The organism is Collinsella aerofaciens, assembly GCF_039836695.1.
Classification (GTDB): Bacteria; Actinomycetota; Coriobacteriia; order Coriobacteriales; family Coriobacteriaceae; genus Collinsella; species Collinsella aerofaciens_BD.
In genome coordinates this window covers 156,665-178,416 of sequence record NZ_JBDPAC010000001.1, presented here as the reverse complement: position 1 = coordinate 178,416, position 21,752 = coordinate 156,665, and the positions used below count along the sequence as shown (strand labels likewise).

Sequence of the window (21,752 nt, the reverse complement as noted above, 5' to 3'; positions counted from 1 at the left end):
CACGCGCGGGCTCGCGGTGGCGGGGGAGCTTGATGTGCGGTGGCCGCGGGGCGGGGAGCGTGTAAACTGGAGTGAGCAAACCGTGCCCAGCCCAAAGCGAGGTATTTAATATGTCTGACAAGCGCCGCACTTTTGCCGTTATCGACGGCAACTCGCTCATGCACCGCGCCTTCCACGCCGTGCCGCCGACCATGAACGCGCCGGACGGTCGCCCCACCAACGCGATCTTTGGCTTTCTGAACATGTTTCTTAAGATGATCGATGCCTTTAACCCCGACGGTGTGGTCGTGGCGTTTGACAAGGGCAAACCGCGCGTGCGCATGGAGATGCTGCCGCAGTATAAGGCGCAACGCCCGCCCATGGACCCCGATCTGCATGCGCAGTTCCCTATGATTAAAGAGCTGCTCGCCGCGCTCAACGTGCCGATTCTGCAGTCCGAGGGCTGGGAAGGCGACGATATCCTGGGCACTATGGCGCGCCTGGGTGAGGAGGCCGGCTGCGACATGCTGCTGGTGACCGGCGACCGTGACATGTATCAGCTCGTGACCGAGCACGTCAACGTGGTCTCGACCCGCAAGGGCCTGTCCGACGTGGCGATTATGACGCCCGAGAGCGTGGACGACCTGTATCACGGCATTACGCCGGCGCTCGTGCCCGATTTTTACGGCCTGAAGGGCGATACGTCGGACAACATTCCCGGCGTACCGGGCATCGGCCCCAAAAAGGCGAGCGCGCTCATCGCACAGTACGGCAGCTTGGACGAGGTCATCGCGCATGCCGACGAGGTCAAGGGCAAGATGGGCGAGAACCTGCGTGCGCACATCGACGATGCGCTGCTGAGCCGCAAGGTCGCAACCATTCGCACCGATGCGCCCGTCGAGCTCGACTTTGACGAAACGTCCTTTCCAGCGTTTTCTGCCGACGAAGTGTCCGCGGCGCTGGGCACGCTTGGTATCATCGCCATGCAGAACCGTTTCTTGGCGCTGATCGGCGGCGAGGGCGGGGCTGCTGCTGCCTCCAGTGTGTTTGAGATACCTGCGATGGTTCGCGCAGCCGCCGGCGATGCCGACGCGCTTGGTGCCGTTGCGGCTGAGGTCTCCCGCGCGATTGATGCCGGCGAGTGGGTCGCCGCCGTGGTGGACGACGACAAGGAAGAGGGCGCGCTCTTTGGACTGACGCGCACGCTGTGGTTGGCGACGTCCAAGGGCCTGTTCGCGCTCGAGGAGGGCGACAGCTGTGCGGCGGCTGAGGTTGAGGGCTTCAACTTCGTCCACGGCGTGATTGCCGGCGTGCTCGCGCGCCTGTTTATGGAGGGCCGCGTGGCGAGCCCGGATACGAAGGCGCTGCTGCACGAGCTTTCGCCCATCGATTCTTCTGAGCCCGAGCTCATGGATCCGCTCGCTGCCGATTCCACGCGCATCTTCGATACCGTGGTCGCTGCCTATCTGCTGGATTCCGATCGCTCCGAGTTCGATGAGGCATATCTTGCCGATACGTATCTGCAGATGGCGCTGCCTGCGGCGCGCGGCGCAGAGGGTGCCGGTGAGGACGCTCCGGCACCCGCCGCTCGCACGGCGGCCTTGACGCTGGCGCTGGTCGCACCGCTGCGCGAGTGCATGGCCCGTGAGAATGCCGCCAACGTGTTCGATGGCATCGAGATGCCACTCGTTCCGGTGCTTGCCAAGATGGAGCGCGCGGGCATGCTCGTGGATCCCGACCGCCTGCGTAATCTGTCCGAGGGCCTGGCGACCCAGATCACCGAGGTCGAGCGATGCATTCGCGACCTTGCCGGTGATGAGACCTTTAATATTGGCAGTCCCATGCAGCTGTCGCATGTGCTCTTTGATGTGATGGGGCTTCCGACCAAGGGCCTCAAGAAGACCAAGCGCGGCTATTATTCGACCAACGCCAAGGTGCTGAGCGATCTTGCGCGTGACCACGAAATCGTGCGTCTGATCTTGGACTGGCGTGAGAAGTCTAAGATCAAGTCCACCTATCTGGACACCCTGGGCCCGCTACGCCGTGGTGACGGTCGCGTGCACACTACGTACAACCAGACCATCACGGCAACGGGGCGTTTGTCCTCGAGCGACCCGAACCTGCAGAACATCCCGACGCGCTCGGAGCTGGGTCGTACCGTCAAGACGGCGTTTTCGGCAGGCGAGGGAAGCGTCTTTTTGGCGGTGGACTACTCGCAGATCGAGCTGCGTCTGCTGGCGCATCTCTCAGGTGACGAGCACTTGGTGCGCGCCTTTAACGAGGGCGAGGACTTCCATGCCGAGACGGCGGCGCGCGTGTTTGGTGTGCCGGTGTCCGAGGTAACGCCCGACCTGCGCAGTCGCGCCAAGGCCGTGAACTTTGGCATCGTGTATGGTCAGCAGGCCTACGGCCTGTCGCAGTCGCTGCATATCTCGATGGCCGAGGCACGCGACATGATCGACCGTTACTACGAAGCCTACCCGGGCGTGCGCACGTTCCTCGACAACGTGGTGGCGCGCGCCAAACAGACGGGCTACGCCGAGACCATGTACGGTCGCCGGCGTCATATTCCGGAGCTCAAGGCCAAAAACCCGCAACTCCGCGGTTTTGGCGAGCGCACGGCCATGAACCACCCCATGCAGGGAACCGCCGCCGACATCATCAAGATCGCCATGGCCCGCGTAAGCCGTCGCCTGGAAGAAGAAGGCTTTGCCGCCCACATGATCCTGCAGGTACACGACGAACTGGACTTTGAGTGCCCGGTCGACGAAGTCGAGCGCCTAACCACCATGGTCCGCGACGTCATGGAGCACGTCGTAGACCTACGCGTACCCCTAATCGCCGAAGCCAGCACCGGCATAACCTGGGCCGACGCTAAATAAAGGCGTACCAACAACCCCAAAGTAACCAAAAGCAGAAGGGGGCTCCTTGCCAACAAGGAGTCCCCTTCATTCCAAAAAATCAGCCAAAGTATCTAGGTGCCAAGACGCCTTCCAGGCGGCAATCAAGTCACCGCAGGACCTGGCCGGGCGAGGCGGGTAAGTTTTTCGTAGATTCCGCACGAGCCGGAAAGCACTTAATGTGCTTTCCGAGCGAGCCCAGGACCTGACCGAACGAAAAACTTACCCGCCTCGCCCGTCCAGGTCCGACGAGCAACGTTAACGAGCCGCCAGGATGGCGTCGATGAGCGTCAGTACGCCCCCGTCGTTGTTGCTCGGAATGCGCCACTTGGCGTGCGCGTTCATGTGCTCCTCGGCATTGTCCACGATAAAGCTGTGACCGACGCGCTCGAGCATGGGGATGTCGTTGTAGGTATCGCCCACGGCGGCAGCATCGGCAATATCGATGCCCAGGTGCTCGCACAGGTGAGCGACGCCGGCGCCCTTGTCGACGCCCAGGTTCATAAAGTCGATCCACTCGCGCCCGGCGTTGGTGACGTAGAGCTTGTCCGAGAACTCGGGGCTATAGGTCTCGCGGAAAGCGGGTTCGGCGTCGTAGCCGGGGAAGAAGACCGAAATCTTGTTGGACTCGAAATCAATGCCCTCAAAGCTGTCGACGTAGTTGATTGTGTTGTAGTAGACGCTGATCTCGTCGTGGTATTGATGGTCGCGGGCAAGCACGTAGAACTCGTCGAAGCAGCACAGGACGGGGACAGCGCGAGGATCCTCCGAGGCACGGTTCAAGACCTGCTGATACAGCTCCACGTCAATATTACTCTTATAGATATAGCTGCCGCGATAGATCACGCACGCTCCGTTGTCGGGACAAAAGGCGAGGCGGTCCTTGATGCCCTCGAACATTTCCTCGAGCTTGGGGGCGGGACGTCCGCTGGCGGGGCAGAATACGATGCCGGCGTCGGCGAGCTTGTCCAGGCGCTCATCAAGACCCTGGGGCAGCACACGCTCGTCGGTCAGCAGCGTCTTGTCCATATCGACGGCGAGAATCTTTATGTTGCCGATGTTGGCGTCCGATTCGTAAGTTTGCATAAAAATGCGCCTTTCGTTTCGAGATTGTTTCAGACGTTATAACCATCAACTAGTAGTCGAGCGTATTTTCGCAGGAATGGTGCGTATTTGCACTGCAATTCACAAACTAATGAAAAAACTTTTCAGAAATTTGAATTTGTCGCTTGCGCAGCGTGCACTTTATCGTAATATAGCGAACATCGAAAACGGAGACGGCAAAAGAGCCGTTTACCGAGGAAAAGGTACCGTTTGCGATATTTGAATTGCGCCCGGCGATACGTGAAAGGAGAGGCAGATGCAGTTCGTAAAGATCATCACCACTGCAGACAATGCCATCCGACGCCAGCGCGCAATTTCCCGACGACGATAACAATCGTCTCTGTCCGCATGGGGCGAATTGCCTCAACAGAGTCATTTTGAGGTCGTTGGGTTTTAGCACGACATTGCTGCATGTTTCTAGGGCATGTATGTGCTGATTTTTGCTATTTAACCTGATATTGCACGGTATTTGACCTCAAGGTGACTTGCAACTGACCGATGTTCTAACTAGCTACCAAGGGCGAAAGGAAACAGCCATGAGCAAGGAAAAAGTCGTTCTCGCATATTCCGGTGGTCTTGATACATCCGTATGTGTCAAGTGGCTCCAGGACGAGAAGAATCTCGATGTCGTTTGCGTCTGCGGCAACGTGGGCCAGGAGGAGACCGGCCTGGATGCCAAGAAGCAGAAGGCGCTCGACCTGGGCGTTCTCGATTGCCAGGTGCTCGACCTGCGCGACGAGTTCTCCGATGAGTTCCTGACTAAGGCCATCGCCGCAAACTCCATGTACGAGAATAAGTACCCGCTGCTCTCCGCTCTTTCCCGCCCGCTGCTCGCCAAGAAGCTTGTCGAGGTCGCTCACGAGTTTGGCGCGACCTACGTCGCCCACGGCTGCACCGGCAAGGGTAACGACCAGGTCCGCTTTGAGGCTGCCGTCAAGGCCCTCGACCCCGAGCTTAAGGTTATCGCCCCGGTTCGCGAGTGGGATCTGAAGTGCCGTCCGGACGAGGTCGCCTACGCCCACGCCCATAACGTGCCGGTTCCCGAGGGCGCCAACGACAATCCCTATTCCATCGACGACAACCTGTGGGGTCGTGCCATCGAGTGCGGCCACCTGGAGGATCCCTGGAACGAGCCGCTCGACGACGCTTGGGTTATGACCAAGAATCCCGAGGACACGCCGGACACCCCGACCTACACCGAGATTGAGTTTGAGGCCGGCAAGCCCGTCGCCGTCGACGGCAAGAAGATGAAGCTCTCCGAGATCGTCATCGCCCTCAACAAGATCTCCGGCGACAATGGCTTTGGCCGCCTCGATCTGGTCGAGGATCGTCTGGTGGGCCTCAAGAGCCGTGAGTGCTATGAGGTTCCCGGAGCCCTGACGCTCATCACCGCCCACAAGGCGCTCGAGGACATCTGCGTCGAGGGCGACCTGCTCAAGGCCAAGATCAAGCTCGAGCAGGATTGGGCCACCGCCGTGTACAACGGCCAGTGGTACAGCCCGCTCAAAAACGCGCTCGATGCCTTTATGGCCGATACCCAGAAGTTCGTGACCGGCACTGTCCGTCTGAAGTTCTTTAAGGGCAACTGCCATGTCGTCGGCCGCAAGAGCCCCTTCAGCCTCTACGACTACGGTCTGGCTACCTACGACCGCGACACCACGTTTGACGAGAAGGCCAGCGCCGGCTTTATCGAGATCGATACGCTGTCGCTCAAGACGTGGGCAAAGGTCCAGGGCCCCAGCTCTGCTGCCGCCCAGGCCTAGCGCCTCCTTCCCTTGGTATCCGCGCGGCCCATCCGCGTGATACATAACGGGCGCACGGGGTCCCTACCTTTCGTTATGCTTGCTGACACTTCTTAACATCGGTGGCCCCTACGTTCCGCCCGCATATATGATGCCGCGTCTGCGGCTGAGTCCGAGCCCCGCCGGGGTTGTCCGGCGGGGCTCCTTCTATCAATTTGGCGGCTCTGCGCCTATATATATGAGGAGTATCCATTATGTTCAATGCTATCGCGCATGCTTTACTTGCCCTCGCGCCCGAGTTCGATGCTGCAAGGGTCGAGGACGTCCCTATGAGCCTGAAGGCCTGGATCGATGGTTCGCAGGGCAACATCCGGAGGGAGACGTTGGGCGCCAAGTGCATGGCGCGTCACTTCTTTGCAAATTAGCTACATGGCTCCGCACACGGTGGGGAATGTGTAAAACTAGCGGTTGAAAAATCGCTTTAGCGATATGGCGCATTGCTTTGGGCGCTTGTTTTGGTATTTGGAGAAAGGGGACGGTTCCATGGCTCTTTGGGGCGGTCGTTTTGAGGCAGGCGTGGCAGAGGTCACGCAGGAGTTTGGCGCGTCGCTGCCGGTCGACAAACATCTCTATAAGCAGGACATCGCCGGATCTAAGGCACATGCCAAGATGCTGGCGGCCCAGGGCATTATCAGCGTCGAGGACGAGCAAGCGATTGCCGAGGGTCTGACCGGAATCGAACAGGATATCGATGCCGGCAACTTCACCTTCGACATCAACGACGAGGACATTCATATGTCCATCGAGAGCGAGCTGACGCGTCGCATCGGCGAGGCCGGTAAGCGCTTGCATACCGGACGTTCGCGCAACGACCAGGTGGCGACCGACACACGTCTGGGCGTCAAGGCGCTGGCCAAGGAGCTCATGGGGGCCAATCTTGAGCTGCGCCATGTGCTGGCGGATGCGGCTAAGAAGTACGACAAGGTGATTCTGCCGGGCTACACGCACATGCAGCACGCTCAGCCCGTGCTGCTGTCGCATCATCTGCTGGCGTATTCATGGATGTTCGCGCGCGACTTTACACGCCTGAAGGCCGCCTTTGATGCCGCCGACAACTGCCCGCTGGGTGCTGCCGCGCTTGCCGGCACGAGCTATCCGCTCGATCGTCAGATGACGGCTGCCGAACTTGGCTTTGCGGGCGTGATTCCCAACTCGCTCGATGCAGTTTCCGACCGTGATTTCCTCCTCGACCTGCATTACGCCGGCTCCGTCATGGCGATGCACCTGTCGCGTCTTTCCGAGGAGATCGTGCTGTGGTCGAGCTCCGAATTTGGCTTTATCACGCTTTCCGACTCCTACTCCACTGGTTCGTCCATCATGCCGCAGAAGAAGAACCCGGACTTTGCCGAGCTTATCCGCGGCAAGAGCGGCCGTGTGTATGGCAACCTGGTGCAGCTGCTCGTGACCATGAAGGGCCTGCCGCTTGCTTATAACAAGGACTTGCAGGAGGACAAGGAGGGCGCGCTCGATACCGCTCATACGCTCATGCAGTGCCTGTCGGTTATGGCCGGTATGATTTCGACTTGGACTGTCAACGAGGATGCTATGGCGCGCGAGTGCGGCGTGGGGCACCTTGCTGCCACCGATGTTGCCGATTACCTGGCTAAGCGTGGTCTGCCGTTCCGCGAGGCGCATGCCGTGGTGGGCCATTTGGTCCTGATGTGCGAGAAGCGCGGCTGCAATCTTGAGGACCTGCCGTTTGAGGTGTTCCAGGAGGCAAGCCCGCTCTTTGGGCGCGATATTACCGAGGCGCTCGACATCCCGTCGATTGTCGCTGCGCGTACGACCGAGGGTGGCACCGCTCCTGCCGCCGTTGCCGTGCAGTTGCAGCGTGCTGAGGCACAACTCGTTGCCGACGAAGGCGTGTTTGGATCGCTGACCAAGGTCGTCGAGATGGGCCACGGGGCAAAGTAGGGATTTGACTGAAGCGGCTTTGGCCATTTATCGATAAATCGTTTTTGCTTTTACGGGTGTCTGCTGATGCGGACGCCCGTTTTTTGTTGCTATGGGGGAGGGGCTTGTCGAGAACTTCTGTAGGACCTTTGGGCAGGTTGTGAAGGGGGTACGTTCGCGGGTGGCAACCGACCGTCTGCTCTGTTCGATGCGGTTGATGGGCGGTCGGATGGTACTCTAATCGGGCTTCGAAACAGAAGTGACACATATGGAACGCTTCAATAAATTGCAACGTTTCAATAAACAGCTTTTTGTTTAACTGCAGCTAAAACTCTGTTACGATGCAGTCCAGGCGGGTGCCGGAATGGGACTTGGGCACGCGCGAACCTACTTGAAAGGCTACCTTATGGCTATCGAGAAGACCTTCATCATGATTAAGCCCGACGCCGTGCGCGACCGCAAGATCGGCGAGATTGTTGCTCGCATCGAGCGCAGCGGCCTTGTCATCGAGCGCATGGAGATGACCACGCTCGAGCGCGCTACCGTCGAGGAGCACTACGCCCATCTGGCCGACAAGCCCTTCTTTGGCGGTCTCTGTGACTTTATGACGAGCGGTCCGGTCGTCAAGATGGTCGTTTCCGGTCTCTCCGCTGTTGCTAAGATGCGCACCCTTATGGGCGCTACTAATCCGCTTGACGCTGCTCCTGGTACCATCCGCGGCGACTTTGCCGTCGATGTCAACGCCAACGTGATCCACGGCTCCGACTGCCTGGAGAACGCCGAGATTGAGATCAAGCGCTTCTTTGGCTAAACCAGCTTTGACTCCTTAAAGCTGTTAGCGTGTGGCTTGGGCGCCGCGGAACTCCATCCGCGGCGCCCTTTTATTCCAAAATCTATGAAGGGGCCCGCTCGGTCATGTGCTCCGAGCGGGCCCCTGCTGTTAGCATGTGGCACTGAGTTGTTTAGGCCTCGTCGACGACCTTGAGGCCGCGCGTGTGGTCGATTTCGTTGAGGAGGTTAACGCGACGCTCGTGACGACCGCCCTGAAACTCGGCGTCGAGCCACTCGTCGACAATCATCTTGGCGAGCTCGGAGCCAACGACTCGGGCGCCAAAGGCGAGCACGTTGGTATTGTTGTGCATGCGGGAGAGCTTGGCGCTGAAGGGCTCGGAGCACACGACGGCGCGTACGCCCTCGACCTTGTTGGCAGCCAGGCTAATCCCGACGCCGGTGCCACAGATGAGGATGCCCAGGTCGACGTCGCCGTTGGCAACGGCCTTACCCACCTTGTAGCCGGCGATGGGGTAGTCAAAGCTCTCGGAGGTGTCGGTGCCAAAGTTCACGACCTCGCAGCCGCGCTCCTTCAGGTGCTCGGAGATGATGTTCTTGAGCTCGACGGCGGCGTGGTCGTTACCGATACCGATCTTCATGGATGGTTCCTCTCTGGTCTGTGCGGCGCAAATGCTAAAGGTGTTTACCGCGTTCGACTGCATGATAGCGCGACTTTTGCGTAAACGCTCGAGCGTTTTTTGGTCAAACGCTTTAGCAGGTAACAAGATTGGCTTCTCATGAATAATGCCACCAATTTGTGCTCGAGCGCCGTCCGCCGGAACCATGGTTGCGGTTTTTGATGCATTGTTATCAAATAAAGGAGCTAACATTTTTTGAGAGCCTAGCCCGTTATGCAAGCAGGAGATACCTATGCCTACCGATTCCATCCGTGATGCCGCGTTTTGCGATGTTTTGAACCGCGAACTTGTCTGTGCACTCGGCTGCACCGAGCCCATTGCCGTTGCCTATGCAGCGGCGTTGGCGAGTCAGACGCTCGGTTGCGAACCCGATCATATGGATGTTGCATGCTCGGGCAACATTATCAAGAACGTTAAGAGCGTGACCGTGCCCAACTCGGGCGGTATGCACGGTATTGAGGCCGCGGCCGTGCTGGGTGCCGTGGGCGGCGACGCTAAGAGCGCTCTCGAGGTGCTCGAGAGCGTTGACGATGAAGACCGTGCTCGCGTGGCCGAGCTCCTCGCCGACGCCGGCTACTGCGATGTGTCGCTTGTCGAGGGTGTGCCCAACCTCTACATCAAGGTGACTGCGACGGCCGGGGGCCATACCGCGGTCGTCGAGATTACCGACCACCACACCAATGTCACGTGCCATACCCTCGACGGTATTCCGGTGTGCGGCAAGTCGGCGGGGGAGTGTGCCGCCTGCGCCGAGCGCGTGGTGGCCGAGCGTGCGGCAGATAACGCCGACACGCCCATGTCGATCGAGTCCATTATCGACTTTATCGAGGACGGCGACATCGATGACGCCCGCGCTGCCGTTGAGCGTCAGATTGAGTTGAACGGTGCGATCAGTGCCGAGGGCCTTGCGCACGCTTGGGGTGCCGAGGTGGGCCGCACGCTGCTGGGCGCTCGTGCCGATGACGTCGCCTGCCGTGCCCGTGCCCGTGCAGCCGCCGGGTCCGATGCCCGCATGAACGGCTGCGCGCTGCCGGTCGCCATCGTGTGCGGCTCGGGCAATCAGGGTATTACGTGTGCACTGCCCGTTATGGAGTATGCCGAGTACCTGCGTTGCGACCACGATCGCCTGGTGCGCGCCGTGATGCTGTCCGATCTTATCGCCGTGCATATCAAGAGCTATATTGGTGCGCTTTCGGCGTTTTGCGGTGCTATTTGCGCCGCATGCGGTGCCGGTGCCGCGATTACCTGGCTGTGTGGTGGCACGCGCGAGCAGATTGGCGCGACAGTCTCGAACACGCTCGGCAACGTTGGCGGCATCGTGTGCGATGGCGCCAAGGCGAGCTGCGCCGCCAAGATTTCCGCCGCCGTCGATGCGGCGATTCTGGGCCATGATATGGCCATGCAAGGCCGCGGCTTCCGCGCCGGCGAGGGCCTGATCCAAGATACCGTTGAGCAGACAATCGCTAGCATGGGCTACGTAGGCCGCGTGGGTATGAAGGACACCGACGTCGAGATCCTCAACATCATGATCGGCAAAACCCAGGTCTGTTAAGACAGTTCGTTGGCTACTTGCTGTTCGTAGAAGGCTTCTACTACGGCGTTGAAGTTGCGGGCGAAGTCTTCCATGGTTCCGCGCCAGGTGGCTCGGCCGGGTTTTCCCTGGCCAACATAGGCAGTTTGAATGCCGCAGGCGGGACTGGGGAAGTCGCGCTTGGGATCGTTGCCCACCATAAGGACCTCGTGCGGTTCGAGCCCCATCACCTGAAGCTGCTCTAGATAGTAGGTGGCATCGGGCTTGCAGCGGGTGGTGTTTCCCATGTGCGTGACGAGCTCAAAGGGAGCGTCGGCCAGGTCGCCCCAACCCATGCGGCACTCGATGGCCCCCTGGGGAAAGCTGGGGTTGGTAAAGAGCGCGCAACGCAGCCCTGCGTCCTGTACGGCCTGGAGCGCGGCGTGTGCGCCCGGCATGGCGTGGGCGTTAATGACATCGTCGTTCTTGTACGGAAGAACTTCGCGGTCATAGTAGGTAAACGCCTCGTAGATGAGGGGATCGGAGAGGCGGATCCCGCATCGGCGCTCGACCTCTTCTTGGTAAAACTCAAGATTGGTGCGGTTGTCCGTGCCGCTGCGGCGATTGGCGTTGAGGTCGACCAGGACGGTGCCGAGGCGTGCCATCGTGCCACCGCGGCTGCGGCGTCCGATATCCGCGAGCATCGAAGAGACATCCTTAAAATAGCGAAGGATGAACGCGTTGAGGTTGATGCTGAGAAGCGTCTCGTCCATATCGAAAACGACTGCTTTGAGCACGCGGGCACCTTTCTCGAAAAATCGATCTAGAATCGTTGGCTCCGGATACTTTACCCCAAAGCCGAATGCCTGGCTGGTTATCGTCAAGTTGCGGAGACGTGTGTTCATAAGATTACGAAAAAGTCTCCACACGAGTAAAAAATCGCAGTTCACGCTTGAAATCGAACTCATTTCCCCGTAACCTATACGAACGTGATTGCATAAGCGTCACATTAGTATCTGTCGGCTCCCGAGTGTTCCTAAACGTTGTGTGCTTGTCGCACCCTTCTGTAGGTCCTAGCAATCGGGGCCCCGTAGTTCGAAAGGGGTCCACCTTTGAGTGAGATTCAGAACTCGTCCATTTTCTCTCTTGACGATGTCAACGAGGAGGAGATGAACAACCTCATCGACGGTTCGATTACCGACTTTGATGAGGGCGATCTCGTTAACGGCACTGTCGTTAAGATCGAGCATGACGAGGTGCTCGTTGACATCGGATTCAAGTCCGAGGGCGTTATCCCGGTCCGCGAGCTGTCCATCCGCAAGGACGCTAACCCTGCAGACATCGTTGCACTCGGTGATCCCATCGAGGCTCTGGTTCTCCAGAAGGAGGACAAGGACGGTCGTCTGGTCCTGTCCAAGAAGCGTGCCGAGTACGAGCGTGCTTGGAACCGCATCGAGGAGAAGTTCAACTCCGGCGAGAACGTCGAGGGCGAGGTTATCGAGGTTGTCAAGGGCGGCCTGATCCTCGACATCGGCCTGCGTGGCTTCCTGCCCGCTTCCCTCGTCGACCTCCGTCGCGTCAAGGACCTCACCTCCTACATGGGCACCCGCATCGAGGCTCGCGTCATCGAGATGGACCGCAACCGCAACAACGTCGTCCTCTCCCGTCGCGTCGTGCTCGAGGAGTCCCGTAAGGCCGAGCGCTCCGAGATCCTGTCCAAGCTCAAGTCTGGTATGCGTCTCCAGGGCACCGTTTCCTCCATCGTCGACTTCGGCGCCTTCGTCGACCTCGGCGGTATCGACGGCCTCATCCACATCTCCGAGCTCTCCTGGAACCACGTCAACCATCCTTCTGAGGTTGTCAAGGTCGGCCAGGAGGTCGAGGTCGAGGTTCTCGACGTCGATCTCAACCGCGAGCGCATCTCCCTGGGTCTCAAGCAGACCACCGAGGATCCGTGGCGCGCACTGGTCAAGAAGTACCCCGTCGGCGCTATCGTCGAGGGCACTGTGACCAAGCTCGTCCCGTTTGGCGCTTTCGTCGACCTGGGCGAGGGCATCGAGGGCCTGGTGCACATTTCCGAGATGGCCAACAAGCACGTCGATCAGCCTTCTCAGGTCACCCACGTGGGCGACAAGGTTCAGGTCAAGGTCATGGAGATCGACCTCGACCGTCGTCGTATCTCCCTGTCCATGAAGTCCGCTGCTGAGACTCTGGGCGTCGAGATCGAGGTTACCCCGCTGCCTTCCGAGAAGAAGGACGAGGAGACCGACGCCGAGTAAATCGGTTTTACGATCACTTGTTTTAAGGGATCCGTCCGCAATGGACGGGTCCCTTTTTGCATTTGGTGCCGAGATGCATGATGCTGCCCATGCTATACACAGGCTATTTGGGTTGTCGGTGCATGAAAAATGCCGACATCCCGCCTCGGGGAGGAGGCGGGAACACACCGAGTAGACGGAGGGGTGCGGAGCGCGGTCGCGTCTCGACTGACGACGTTGCCCATCGACAGGACCATTGTAACGCATGGCGGTTCTTGGTTTATCGTGTCGAGCGTTTGCGTTGTGCCATTGCCTGCGGCAACGGTGTGTTACACTCTTGCACTGCTGAGTGGGCCAGACGGTCGCGCGATGTGCTGCTTGCAGTACGCGTGAGGAAAGTCCGGGCTCCAGAGGGCGGGATGCCGGCTAACGGCCGGGCGGAGTGATCCGACGGAAAGCGCCGCAGAAAAGAAGACTCCCACCTGCGCCGCAAGGCGTAAAGGGAAAAGCTGAAACGGTGGTGTAAGAGACCACCAGCGTCGTGGCAACACGGCGGCTTGGCAAGCCCCATCCGGAGCAAGCGCGAATAGGAACGCTATGGGCCGGCCCGGTCCGCGTTCGGGTAGCGTGCGTGGAGCTGCACGGTAACGTGCAGACAAGATAAATGACCGTTCACGACAGAACCCGGCTTATAGGCCCACTCAGCACTTTGTTGACGCTGCGAACCCGTCAGCGCGGCAATCTGCCTTTCAAGCCTTCGGGCATGACCATAAGGTCAATGCCCTCGTCTTTCAAGGCACCTTGCTCGCGCTGACGGGTTCTCGCTTTCGTTTACGGAATCATCGGTGTTGCCGTTCTATTTACCGGGATTAACGGTACGGTCTTTGCCGTATTATTGAGGCTGTTTGTTGCGCTTTATTTTGTTGAGGGGCTTTGTTGGACAGCTATTTTACTCTGCAATCGAATATTGAGGCTTCGGGCGAGTTTGTGGATCGCAAGAGCCGGTTTATTGCCCAGCTGGTCCATATTGAGTCCGAGGATGAGGCGAATGGCTTTATCGAGATGGTTCGCAAACGTCATTACGACGCTCGACACAATGTTCCCGCGTGGATTTTAGTCGATGGACGCGAGCGCCAGAGCGATGATGGTGAGCCGAGCCGCACGAGCGGTATGCCGACGCTCGAGGTGTTGCGCGGCGCGGAGCTCAAAAATGTTTGCTGCGTAGTGACGCGCTATTTTGGTGGCACGCTGTTGGGGCCTGGTGGCTTGGTGCGCGCCTATACCGCGGCGACGCAGGCGGCGGTGGCCGCGGCTCAGGAGGCCGGGCAGATCGTTGAGGTGACGAGTGTCGTGCCTGTTGACGTGCGTGTGGCCTATCCGCAGTATGAGCAGGTGCTTCGTTTGGCGCAGGATTCGGGTGCCAAGGTTTCGGATGCTGATTACACTGATGCCGCGACACTTCATTTGGTGTTTAAGGCGGGGGAGCAGGAGCCGTTTTGCGCTAAGATACGCGAGCTTTTGGCGGGGCGCGAGGAGATTGAGGTCGGCGCTCCCGAATTTGCCGAGTTCTAACGGCGACGGCCGGCGTGCTTTTGGATTGATTCCAAGCGCGCCGGCTGTCGATTTATGTTGCCGCCGTTTACTCGGCGAGCTGCTTTAGCACATCGCAGGCGATCTCGACGGCATCGTCGATGCAGCCGGGGCAGCTGCGGAGCGGACCCTTGTCCGATCCGATGCCCTTGAGCGTGCCGCAGACGGTCGTCGTGTTCTTCTCGCCAAAACGCTTTGCGATTTCGCGCGACAGCTTGTAGGTCTGGCCCTTGGTCTTGGGGTTATCCATGCCGTCGCTCATTACAAAGCCCATGATGGCCACGGCGCCCGAGATGGCGCCGCAGGTTTCGGTCATGCCGCCCATACCGGCGCCAAAGCCCTCGGTGAGGGTAAAGGCGACCTGGGGGTCGAGTCCGACGGCGGGCGCGAGCGTGCAGGCGACGGCCTGTGCGCAGTTAAAACCGCGGGCGTGGTATTCGGCAGCCTGAGCCTGACAGGCGGTGATGTCGAGCTGGACCGTATCGATTTGCTTCATCGTTGTCTCCTTGGTCACGGTGTACCCGCCTATGGTACCCGTGAAGGCGCATGTAATCATCGAGAGCTTCATCTATGCCTCATTTTTATCTATCGAATAAATGCCAGGATCTGCGATAAATGCCCAGACTAATTTGTTACATAACCTACCTTGGAGATGGGTTGAGAGGGGTGCGGGGTAGCGGTATCGTGAACCGGATAAAACGTAACCCAGGCAAGGGAGCTAGATATGAGCGAGCAGACCATCGGTACTACATGTGTTCAGGGCGGCTATCACCCGGGAGATGCCGAGCCGCGTCAGGTGCCCATCTACCAGTCCACCACGTGGAAGTACGACACGTCCGAGCACATGGGCAAGCTGTTTGACCTAGAGGAGTCGGGCTACTTCTACAGCCGTCTGCAGAATCCCACGTGCGACCTGGTTGCTGCCAAGATCTGCGAGATGGAGGGCGGTACCGCTGCGATGCTCACGAGCTCGGGCATGGCTGCGAACTTCCTTGCGATCTTTAACGTTGCCGGTGCCGGTGATCATGTGGTCGCTAGCTCTGCTATCTACGGCGGTACGTATAACCTGCTCGCCCATACCATGGGCCGCATGGGCTTGACCTGCACGTTCGTTGCCCCCGACTGCACCGATGAAGAGCTCGAGGCAGCCTTTGAGCCCAATACCAAGCTCGTCTTTGGCGAGACGATCGCCAACCCCGCCCTTGCCGTGCTCGATATTGAGCGCTTTGCCAAGGCCGCGCATGATCACGGCGTGCCGCTGATGGTCGACAACACCTTCCCGACGCCCGTGATGTGCCGTCCCTTTGAGTGGGGCGCCGACATCGTTACGCACTCCACCACCAAGTACATGGATGGACATGCTGCCTACCTGGGCGGCGTGATCGTCGACCACGGTCAGTTTGACTGGATGGCCCATGCGGACAAGTTCCCGGGTCTCACCACGCCCGACGAGAGCTACCACGGCGTGACCTATGCCGAGAAGTTCGGTCGCGAGGGCGCCTTCATTACCAAGGCAACCGCTCAGCTCATGCGCGACCTCGGCCCCATGCAGAACCCTCAGGCGGCCTTCTTCTTGAACAGCTCGCTCGAGAGCCTGCATGTACGCATGCCGCGTCATTGTGAGAATGGCCTGGCCGTTGCCAAGTTCCTGCAGAGCCATCCCAAGGTACGCTTCGTGAGCTATCCGGGCCTGGAGGGCGATAAGTACTATGACCTGGCTCAGAAGTACATGCCCAACGGTACCTGCGGCGTTGTGAGCTTTGGCTTTAACGGTGGTCGCGCGGCGGCCGAAACCTTTATGAAGAGCCTCAAGCTCGCCCAGATCGCCACGCACGTGGCCGACGCCCGCACTTGCTGCCTGCATCCCGCTAATGCCACGCATCGTCAGATGAACGATGAGGAGCTCATCGCCTGTGGCATCTCCGCCGACATGGTGCGCCTGTCGTGCGGCCTCGAGGACACGGCCGATCTGATTGCCGACCTTGAGCAGGCGCTCGAGCAGTGCTAGGCTAGCGTTCGCATAAGGCGCCGAGGCTGGCAGAAAGCTTCGGTGACCATTAGTTCCGATTCCGTAGGCGGGACCCCAATCGCGACTGTTTGCAGGCGATTGGGGCCCCGTTTTTTGCGTTGGGCCACTCGAAAGGATGGATATGGAGAAAACTGCAGAGCAGCTGCGCCGCGAGCACATTGCCCTAGAGGGCGACACCCATGGCAAGAACAAGTGGGCGATTCTGTTTACCGTGCTCATCATGACGTTTATGGTGTGTCTGGATTCGACCGTCGTGACCGTGGCGCTGCCCGTGATGCAAAAGGAGCTGGGCGTGGGCCTCGACCGCATTCAACTGGTGAGCTCGGTGTACCTGCTTGCGACATGCGTGGCTATGTTGCCGTTTGGCCGTCTGGGCGACGTGCGCGGCAAGGTGAATGTGTTCCAGTTGGGCGTCATCGTCTTTTCGGTCGGTTCGCTGCTGTGCGGCCTTTCGGCTTCGCTCGAGGTTCTTATCCTGGCACGCATTGTTCAGGGCATCGGTTGCGCGGCGGCCATGGCTAACAACATGGGTATCATCACCGAGTCGTTTCCGGCGCGCGAACGAGGCCGTGCCATGGGTATTCTCGCGACCTTTGTGGCCCTCGGCATGATGTGTGGCCCCGTGCTCGGCGGCATGCTGGTGGCAAGCTTTCCCTGGGAGAGTATCTTCCTCATCAACCTGCCTATTGGCGTAATCTCGTTTATCGTGGGGCTCTACACGCTGCCGCATGTTAAGCCGGAGGCCGGCGAGCGCCCCATGTCCCTGATCGAGGCCGCTCGTCGCTGCTTTGCAAATTCGGCCTTCACCATCAACCTTGCCTGCATGCTCATCGTGTTCGTTGGTATTGGTGCATCCGAGTTTATCCTGCCGTTCTATTTTCAGGACGCGCATGGGTTTGGTTCCGACATTTCCGGATTGCTCTTTTTGGCGCTGCCGATGGTGAATGCCTTTATCGGTCCGCTATCGGGTACGGTTTCGGACCGTGTTGGCTGCGAGGGCCCCACGGCGGTCGGCCTGGGCGTGTACGTGTGCGGTCTTTTTGCGGTAAGCACGCTCGACGAGCACTCTTCTATCCCCGTGATCGTGTGCTGCGTCGCGTTTATGTCGTGCGGTACGTCGATTTTCCAGAGCCCCAACAACTCGTTGTATATGGGCTCGGCCCCGCGCGAAGCACTCGGCTTTGCGGGCAGCTTGGGCAGTTTGGCACGCTATGCCGGCATGGCACTCGGCATTACGGTGGCGTCGAATATCCTGTATGGGCAGATGAGCGTGGCGATGGGCGAGGCCGTGACCAGTTTTGTTGCAGGCCGTCCGGAAGTATTCCTATTCGGCTTTCGCTCGGTGTTCTACGTGCTTATGGTTGTGGCCGCCGTGGGCTTTGCGCTTGCCATGGTGCGTTTGGTGAAGATGCGCGCCCGCCATTAGCGTGTTGGGGGGCTGCCTGCCACGATTCGCGCCGTCCCAAAAAGACTGGTTTGTGGTGCGATGCGGCTTGTGGGGCGGGCGGGGGTCGGTCCGTGGTAGACTATCGAACAACGTTTATTAATCGCGCGGTATCGTTGCCGCGAGAAGGGGTTGCGCCATGCAGGAGCTTGAGGATCGTATTCGCCATGACGGCATCGTAAAGGCCGGTAACGTCCTTAAGGTTGATGCCTTCCTCAACCACCAGTGCGACGTTGAGCTGTTCGACCACATGGGTGCCGAGTGGGCCCGTCTGTTCGAGGGCGTCGAGATCAACAAGATCCTGACGATCGAGGCTTCGGGCATTGGCATGGCCTGCATCGCGGCTCAGCATTTTGGTGGCGTGCCGGTGGTCTTTGCCAAGAAGGCACAGTCCATCAACCTCGACGGCGAGCAGTATGCCACGACCATCTACTCCTTTACCAAGCAGAAGGAGTACCCGGTCATCGTGGGCAAGCGCTTCCTGTCCGAGGGCGATAAGGTCCTGATTATCGACGACTTCCTGGCCAACGGCTGCGCGCTTGAGGGTCTTATTAAGATCTGCGAGGCTGCGGGCGCCGAGGTTGCCGGCATTGGCATCGCCGTCGAGAAGGGCTTCCAGGGCGGCGGCGACAAGCTCCGCAAACGCGGCTTCCGCGTTGAGAGTCTGGCCCGTATCGCCGATATGGACTGCGAGAACGGCGAGATCACCTTCGCCTAAGCGCGCAACACAAGCGATTGGTATGCGATGTGACAAAGGGACTGTCCCTTTGTCACATTTTTTGTATGAGGGGAGGTGTTGATATGGATGAGAACAAGATGGGATGGCGCGAGTATGCGCGCTATGCCGAGATGTCGGTCGAGGAGTTGGCGCGCGATTGCGAGGTGCAGGTATTTCGCGCGACGGGTCCGGGCGGACAGGGCGTGAACACGACGGACTCGGCGGTGCGCATGAAACATATCCCTTCGGGGATTACCGTGACGGCGCGCGAGAGCCGCAGTCAGTTCCAGAACCGTAGCTGCTGTCTGCGTAAACTGCGCGCTGAGCTTGAGCGTCGTGGCCGTCCGCCGCGCCGCCGCGTCAAGACTAAAGTGCCACAGCGATCGCGCCAGCGCAGGCTCAACGACAAACACTTCAACGCCATTAAAAAGGCCAACCGTCGCAAGCCGGGCAGCGACGAATGATCTCTTCATAAGTTGCGGTGAAATAGGGGTGGCTAGTAGGTGGGGCGCCAGACGTTGAGGGCGCCGCCGAGGACGTCGACCTCGATGTGCGAGGCGACAACGGGCTCCCCGTCGGCCTGGATGGGGTAGTCGGGCTCCTCAAAGGTAAGCTCGGCATGGCGACAGCGGCGCATGCGAACCGGTGGCAGCTTGGTGTGGTGGCCATCTTTGGCCGAAAGGAACATGGGAAGCGCGACCGCACGCGGAACGGGGCCGCAGGCGTAGCAGACGTCGAATATACCGTCACAGGGGTCAGCGTTGGGACAGATGCGATAGCCCGAGCCATAGGTAGGACCCAGCTGAATCGCCATGATGATTGCCCTCACGCGCTCGGCGGGCGCCCCGTCAAAGCTGACTGTCATGGGGTAGTTGCGATAGCGTAGGCCAAACTGCTCAAGTCCCGAGAGGGTGTAGAGCGGCGCGCCCGTCAAGCCGGTCTTTTTGCGCAGCTCGGTGGTGCCAAGGCCGATGGCGGCATCGATGCCAACCGAAAGCGTCTGGTCGTAGTACTCAACGGTAGCCTCGCCGCTACCGCTCGCAGGGCTCCATGAGCGAATACGCCCGATGTCTTGACGCTGCAGCTCACAGGTGAGCAGCGCGCCAAAATCCTTACCGGAGAAATCTTCGATACCGAGCGTCTGGGCAAAATCGTTGCCGGAGCCAACGGGTAGGACGGCAAGGGCAGGACGGCCCGATTCATCCTGCGTCATGAGTCCATTGACGACCTCGTGGATCACGCCGTCGCCGCCAAGGGCGATAACGGTGCGATAGCCCTGAGCCTGGGCGGCCAGCTCCTTGGCGTGCCCCATGCGCTCGGTCAGCACCAGGTCAAACTGGGATGCGCGTGCAGTCATGTCCAAAAAGCGCTGCAGGCGCTCGGCAACTTCATGCGCCGCACCCGACTGGGCGGCTGGGTTGGCGATGATGAGCGTGCGACCAAAATCAGTTGCGTGCATGTGGCGACTCCCGGCGTATGACGTGACGGTGCGGTCGCGCTCAGGTCGAATTGCCCCCGATTGTGGCTGCACGGCGAATACTTACGTCTACTCTATCAGGTCGTTGTGGCGCTCGATAGCATCCGCTACCGTACCGCCCTCATCCACAATAAGCGAACGGCGCTTGGGTGAGATGATGCGCTGGGCGGGGTACACGCCGCGGTGCCCGCCGGTTAGGTAGCTGATAAAGGCCACGATGACAAAGAACCCGGCGGCCGTGCCGTGGAACAGGTCGATGGCCATCATGCAGGTGGTGATGGGCACGTTGAGGCCGGCACAGAACACGCCGAGCATGCCCAGCGCCGCCAGAAAGCTGGGGTCGATTCCGACGAGGCAACCGATCCAGCCGCCGAGCGCCGCACCGATGCCAAACAGGGGCGTGACCTCGCCGCCTTGGAAGCCGGCGCCCAGGGTCAGCGCTGTGACGACCAACTTGATGGCTGCGTCCGCCAGGGTGGTGTTGCCGGCGAACCCGGCGCCCGAGAGCCAGGTGGCAAGGCCGGCATACTTCCAGGCGTCGAGCATCGCGTAGGCCGCGAGCACCACGAGCGCGCCCACGAGTGCGCGAACGAGGTAATTGGTGATAATGCGACCGTACAGGCTCTTGACGGTTCGAACCGACCAGGCAAAGAGGCGTGCCGTCAGACCGAAGATGATGGCGCTGATAACAACGATGGCAACCGTCCGCGGCGTCATGCCGGGAACGCTGGCGATGGCATTCGCCTCGTACTCGGTACCCAGGGCGAGTGATGTAAAGTAGCCGGTAAACGAGGCGACCAGGCAGTAGATGCCCGCGGTGTAGTCGATCTTGCCGATAAAACACATCTCCATGCCAAAGAATGCTCCGGCAAGGGGCGAACCGAATACGGCGCCAAAGGCCGACGAGATGCCGGCGAGCATGAGGTCGTGGTGGTCATGCTTTTTGAGGTGGGCGAGGCTCGAGATGTTGCTGGCGATGGTGCCGCCAATCTGCACCGCGGCTCCCTCGCGACCGGCCGATCCGCCCGTTAGGTGCGTGAGTGTGGAGCAGACGAAGGTGAGGACGGCCATGCGCATATGGATGAGGCGTGTGCCCAGGGCGGAGTCGATGACCAGGTTGTTGCCACGCTTGGCGGCGAGACCGTGGTTCTTGTAGACCCACGCGGTGGCCATGCCCACAACGGGAAGCAGCGCGTAAATCCACGCATGGTGCTCGCGATAGTCGGTCGCGATATTCAGCGAGGCCAAAAACGCCCAGGCGGCAACGCCCATGGCGAGCGAGACGATGACGACGAGTGCGAGCAACTTAGCGCTCGCGAGTAGGTTGCGGGCGTTGCGGCGCGTGTCGGCAGCCAAGAGGTGCTCGGAGCGGGTGAGCTGATGCCTGCCTGCCGTGATGACGTCGTTCAGGGAGAAAAAACCGCCTTCGTCGAGCGGCTGGGAATGATCCTGCGCTTCGTTTGCGCTTTCGGGTTTGTCGTTATGAGCCATACGTTCCTCTTTTAGGTTGCAACGCAAGCATTATAAAACGCGGTAAACGCGACGAGCCGGTGGGTTGGTTTCCATTCTGTTTCGCGGC

The 21,752-nt window shown here is 59.8% G+C and carries 18 protein-coding genes and 1 other RNA gene; 13 read left to right on the top strand and 6 right to left on the bottom strand.

The window, feature by feature from the left end; translation table 11 throughout:
- The first annotated feature begins 110 nt into the window (after window positions 1-110).
- Window positions 111-2,861, top strand: a complete 2,751-nt coding sequence (polA, locus tag ABG996_RS00765; RefSeq protein WP_347478364.1) for a DNA polymerase I — start codon at window positions 111-113, stop codon at window positions 2,859-2,861.
- Between the two features lie 276 nt (window positions 2,862-3,137).
- On the opposite strand, the gene ABG996_RS00760 is transcribed toward polA, so the two are convergent.
- Window positions 3,138-3,965 carry a Cof-type HAD-IIB family hydrolase gene (locus ABG996_RS00760; RefSeq protein WP_347478365.1) on the bottom strand — a complete coding sequence of 276 codons (828 nt, stop codon included), beginning with the start codon at window positions 3,963-3,965 and terminating at the stop codon, window positions 3,138-3,140.
- A 554-nt stretch (window positions 3,966-4,519) separates the two neighbouring features.
- Between ABG996_RS00760 and ABG996_RS00755 the strand changes: the two genes are divergently transcribed.
- From ABG996_RS00755 to ndk, 4 genes are all read left to right on the top strand, one after another.
- Window positions 4,520-5,746, top strand: a complete 1,227-nt coding sequence (locus ABG996_RS00755) for an argininosuccinate synthase (protein WP_347478366.1) — start codon at window positions 4,520-4,522, stop codon at window positions 5,744-5,746.
- Between the two features lie 233 nt (window positions 5,747-5,979).
- A complete protein-coding gene (locus ABG996_RS00750) occupies window positions 5,980-6,150 on the top strand; it encodes a hypothetical protein (protein WP_158550218.1) in 171 nt (56 codons plus the stop codon).
- A 118-nt stretch (window positions 6,151-6,268) separates the two neighbouring features.
- The gene (gene argH / locus ABG996_RS00745) at window positions 6,269-7,699 is read left to right on the top strand and encodes an argininosuccinate lyase (protein ID WP_347478367.1); all 1,431 of its coding nucleotides are present in this window, start codon (window positions 6,269-6,271) and stop codon (window positions 7,697-7,699) included.
- Between the two features lie 385 nt (window positions 7,700-8,084).
- On the top strand, window positions 8,085-8,489 hold the full coding sequence (ndk, locus tag ABG996_RS00740; RefSeq protein WP_006234152.1) for a nucleoside-diphosphate kinase: 405 nt from the start codon (window positions 8,085-8,087) through the stop codon (window positions 8,487-8,489).
- A gap of 151 nt (window positions 8,490-8,640) precedes the next feature.
- Here the strand turns inward: ndk and rpiB are convergent, their stop codons facing one another.
- Entirely contained in the window at window positions 8,641-9,108 is a 468-nt protein-coding gene (gene rpiB, locus ABG996_RS00735; protein WP_347478368.1) for a ribose 5-phosphate isomerase B, read from the bottom strand.
- A 271-nt stretch (window positions 9,109-9,379) separates the two neighbouring features.
- On the opposite strand from rpiB, the gene ABG996_RS00730 reads away from it, so the two are divergent.
- Window positions 9,380-10,699, top strand: a complete 1,320-nt coding sequence (locus ABG996_RS00730) for an L-cysteine desulfidase family protein (protein ID WP_347478369.1) — start codon at window positions 9,380-9,382, stop codon at window positions 10,697-10,699.
- On the opposite strand, the gene ABG996_RS00725 is transcribed toward ABG996_RS00730, so the two are convergent.
- Window positions 10,696-11,454, bottom strand: coding sequence for an HAD family hydrolase (locus ABG996_RS00725; protein WP_347478370.1), 759 nt, complete (start codon window positions 11,452-11,454; stop codon window positions 10,696-10,698). The genes ABG996_RS00730 and ABG996_RS00725 overlap by 4 nt on opposite strands.
- Window positions 11,455-11,769: 315 nt before the next feature.
- Here ABG996_RS00725 and rpsA point away from each other — a divergent pair, with 315 nt between their 5' ends.
- The 3 genes from rpsA to ABG996_RS00710 all read left to right on the top strand — a co-directional run bounded on the left by rpsA (window position 11,770) and on the right by ABG996_RS00710 (window position 14,487).
- Entirely contained in the window at window positions 11,770-12,936 is a 1,167-nt protein-coding gene (gene rpsA, locus ABG996_RS00720) for a 30S ribosomal protein S1 (RefSeq protein ID WP_347478371.1), read from the top strand.
- Window positions 12,937-13,261: 325 nt separating this feature from the next.
- Window positions 13,262-13,623, top strand: an RNA gene (gene rnpB, locus ABG996_RS00715) — RNase P RNA component class A.
- A 225-nt stretch (window positions 13,624-13,848) separates the two neighbouring features.
- Complete coding sequence (locus ABG996_RS00710) at window positions 13,849-14,487, top strand: IMPACT family protein (protein WP_430733172.1); 639 nt, start codon at window positions 13,849-13,851, stop codon at window positions 14,485-14,487.
- 67 nt (window positions 14,488-14,554) lie between these two features.
- Here the strand turns inward: ABG996_RS00710 and ABG996_RS00705 are convergent, their stop codons facing one another.
- A complete protein-coding gene (locus ABG996_RS00705) occupies window positions 14,555-15,001 on the bottom strand; it encodes a C-GCAxxG-C-C family protein (protein ID WP_347483987.1) in 447 nt (148 codons plus the stop codon).
- A gap of 228 nt (window positions 15,002-15,229) precedes the next feature.
- Here ABG996_RS00705 and ABG996_RS00700 point away from each other — a divergent pair, with 228 nt between their 5' ends.
- The 4 genes from ABG996_RS00700 (at window position 15,230) to ABG996_RS00685 (ending at window position 19,160) form a co-directional block, all read left to right on the top strand.
- On the top strand, window positions 15,230-16,513 hold the full coding sequence (locus ABG996_RS00700; RefSeq protein ID WP_148346077.1) for an O-acetylhomoserine aminocarboxypropyltransferase/cysteine synthase family protein: 1,284 nt from the start codon (window positions 15,230-15,232) through the stop codon (window positions 16,511-16,513).
- Between the two features lie 142 nt (window positions 16,514-16,655).
- Window positions 16,656-17,960 (top strand): MFS transporter, encoded by a 1,305-nt coding sequence (locus tag ABG996_RS00695; RefSeq protein WP_347478374.1) that lies wholly within the window; start codon window positions 16,656-16,658, stop codon window positions 17,958-17,960.
- 157 nt (window positions 17,961-18,117) lie between these two features.
- Window positions 18,118-18,696 (top strand): xanthine phosphoribosyltransferase, encoded by a 579-nt coding sequence (locus ABG996_RS00690; RefSeq protein ID WP_055286127.1) that lies wholly within the window; start codon window positions 18,118-18,120, stop codon window positions 18,694-18,696.
- Window positions 18,697-18,779: 83 nt separating this feature from the next.
- Window positions 18,780-19,160, top strand: a complete 381-nt coding sequence (locus ABG996_RS00685) for a peptide chain release factor family protein (protein WP_430733168.1) — start codon at window positions 18,780-18,782, stop codon at window positions 19,158-19,160.
- Window positions 19,161-19,192: 32 nt separating this feature from the next.
- Here ABG996_RS00685 and ABG996_RS00680 read toward each other — a convergent pair whose 3' ends face one another.
- Window positions 19,193-20,155, bottom strand: coding sequence for a diacylglycerol/lipid kinase family protein (locus ABG996_RS00680; protein WP_347478375.1), 963 nt, complete (start codon window positions 20,153-20,155; stop codon window positions 19,193-19,195).
- Between the two features lie 87 nt (window positions 20,156-20,242).
- Window positions 20,243-21,664 carry a chloride channel protein gene (locus tag ABG996_RS00675; RefSeq protein ID WP_347478376.1) on the bottom strand — a complete coding sequence of 474 codons (1,422 nt, stop codon included), beginning with the start codon at window positions 21,662-21,664 and terminating at the stop codon, window positions 20,243-20,245.
- Window positions 21,665-21,752 lie beyond the last annotated feature (88 nt).

What these genes read in the sequence shown, in the direction of transcription:
- polA (WP_347478364.1), top strand. Translation starts at nt 111, where the DNA reads ATGTCTGACAAGCGCCGCACTTTTGCCGTTATCGACGGCAACTCGCTC.
- ABG996_RS00760 (WP_347478365.1), bottom strand. Translation starts at nt 3,965, where the DNA reads ATGCAAACTTACGAATCGGACGCCAACATCGGCAACATAAAGATTCTC.
- ABG996_RS00755 (WP_347478366.1), top strand. Translation starts at nt 4,520, where the DNA reads ATGAGCAAGGAAAAAGTCGTTCTCGCATATTCCGGTGGTCTTGATACA.
- ABG996_RS00750 (WP_158550218.1), top strand. Translation starts at nt 5,980, where the DNA reads ATGTTCAATGCTATCGCGCATGCTTTACTTGCCCTCGCGCCCGAGTTC.
- argH (WP_347478367.1), top strand. Translation starts at nt 6,269, where the DNA reads ATGGCTCTTTGGGGCGGTCGTTTTGAGGCAGGCGTGGCAGAGGTCACG.
- ndk (WP_006234152.1), top strand. Translation starts at nt 8,085, where the DNA reads ATGGCTATCGAGAAGACCTTCATCATGATTAAGCCCGACGCCGTGCGC.
- rpiB (WP_347478368.1), bottom strand. Translation starts at nt 9,108, where the DNA reads ATGAAGATCGGTATCGGTAACGACCACGCCGCCGTCGAGCTCAAGAAC.
- ABG996_RS00730 (WP_347478369.1), top strand. Translation starts at nt 9,380, where the DNA reads ATGCCTACCGATTCCATCCGTGATGCCGCGTTTTGCGATGTTTTGAAC.
- ABG996_RS00705 (WP_347483987.1), bottom strand. Translation starts at nt 15,001, where the DNA reads ATGAAGCAAATCGATACGGTCCAGCTCGACATCACCGCCTGTCAGGCT.
- ABG996_RS00700 (WP_148346077.1), top strand. Translation starts at nt 15,230, where the DNA reads ATGAGCGAGCAGACCATCGGTACTACATGTGTTCAGGGCGGCTATCAC.
- ABG996_RS00695 (WP_347478374.1), top strand. Translation starts at nt 16,656, where the DNA reads ATGGAGAAAACTGCAGAGCAGCTGCGCCGCGAGCACATTGCCCTAGAG.
- ABG996_RS00690 (WP_055286127.1), top strand. Translation starts at nt 18,118, where the DNA reads ATGCAGGAGCTTGAGGATCGTATTCGCCATGACGGCATCGTAAAGGCC.
- ABG996_RS00685 (WP_430733168.1), top strand. Translation starts at nt 18,780, where the DNA reads ATGGATGAGAACAAGATGGGATGGCGCGAGTATGCGCGCTATGCCGAG.
- ABG996_RS00680 (WP_347478375.1), bottom strand. Translation starts at nt 20,155, where the DNA reads ATGCACGCAACTGATTTTGGTCGCACGCTCATCATCGCCAACCCAGCC.
- ABG996_RS00675 (WP_347478376.1), bottom strand. Translation starts at nt 21,664, where the DNA reads ATGGCTCATAACGACAAACCCGAAAGCGCAAACGAAGCGCAGGATCAT.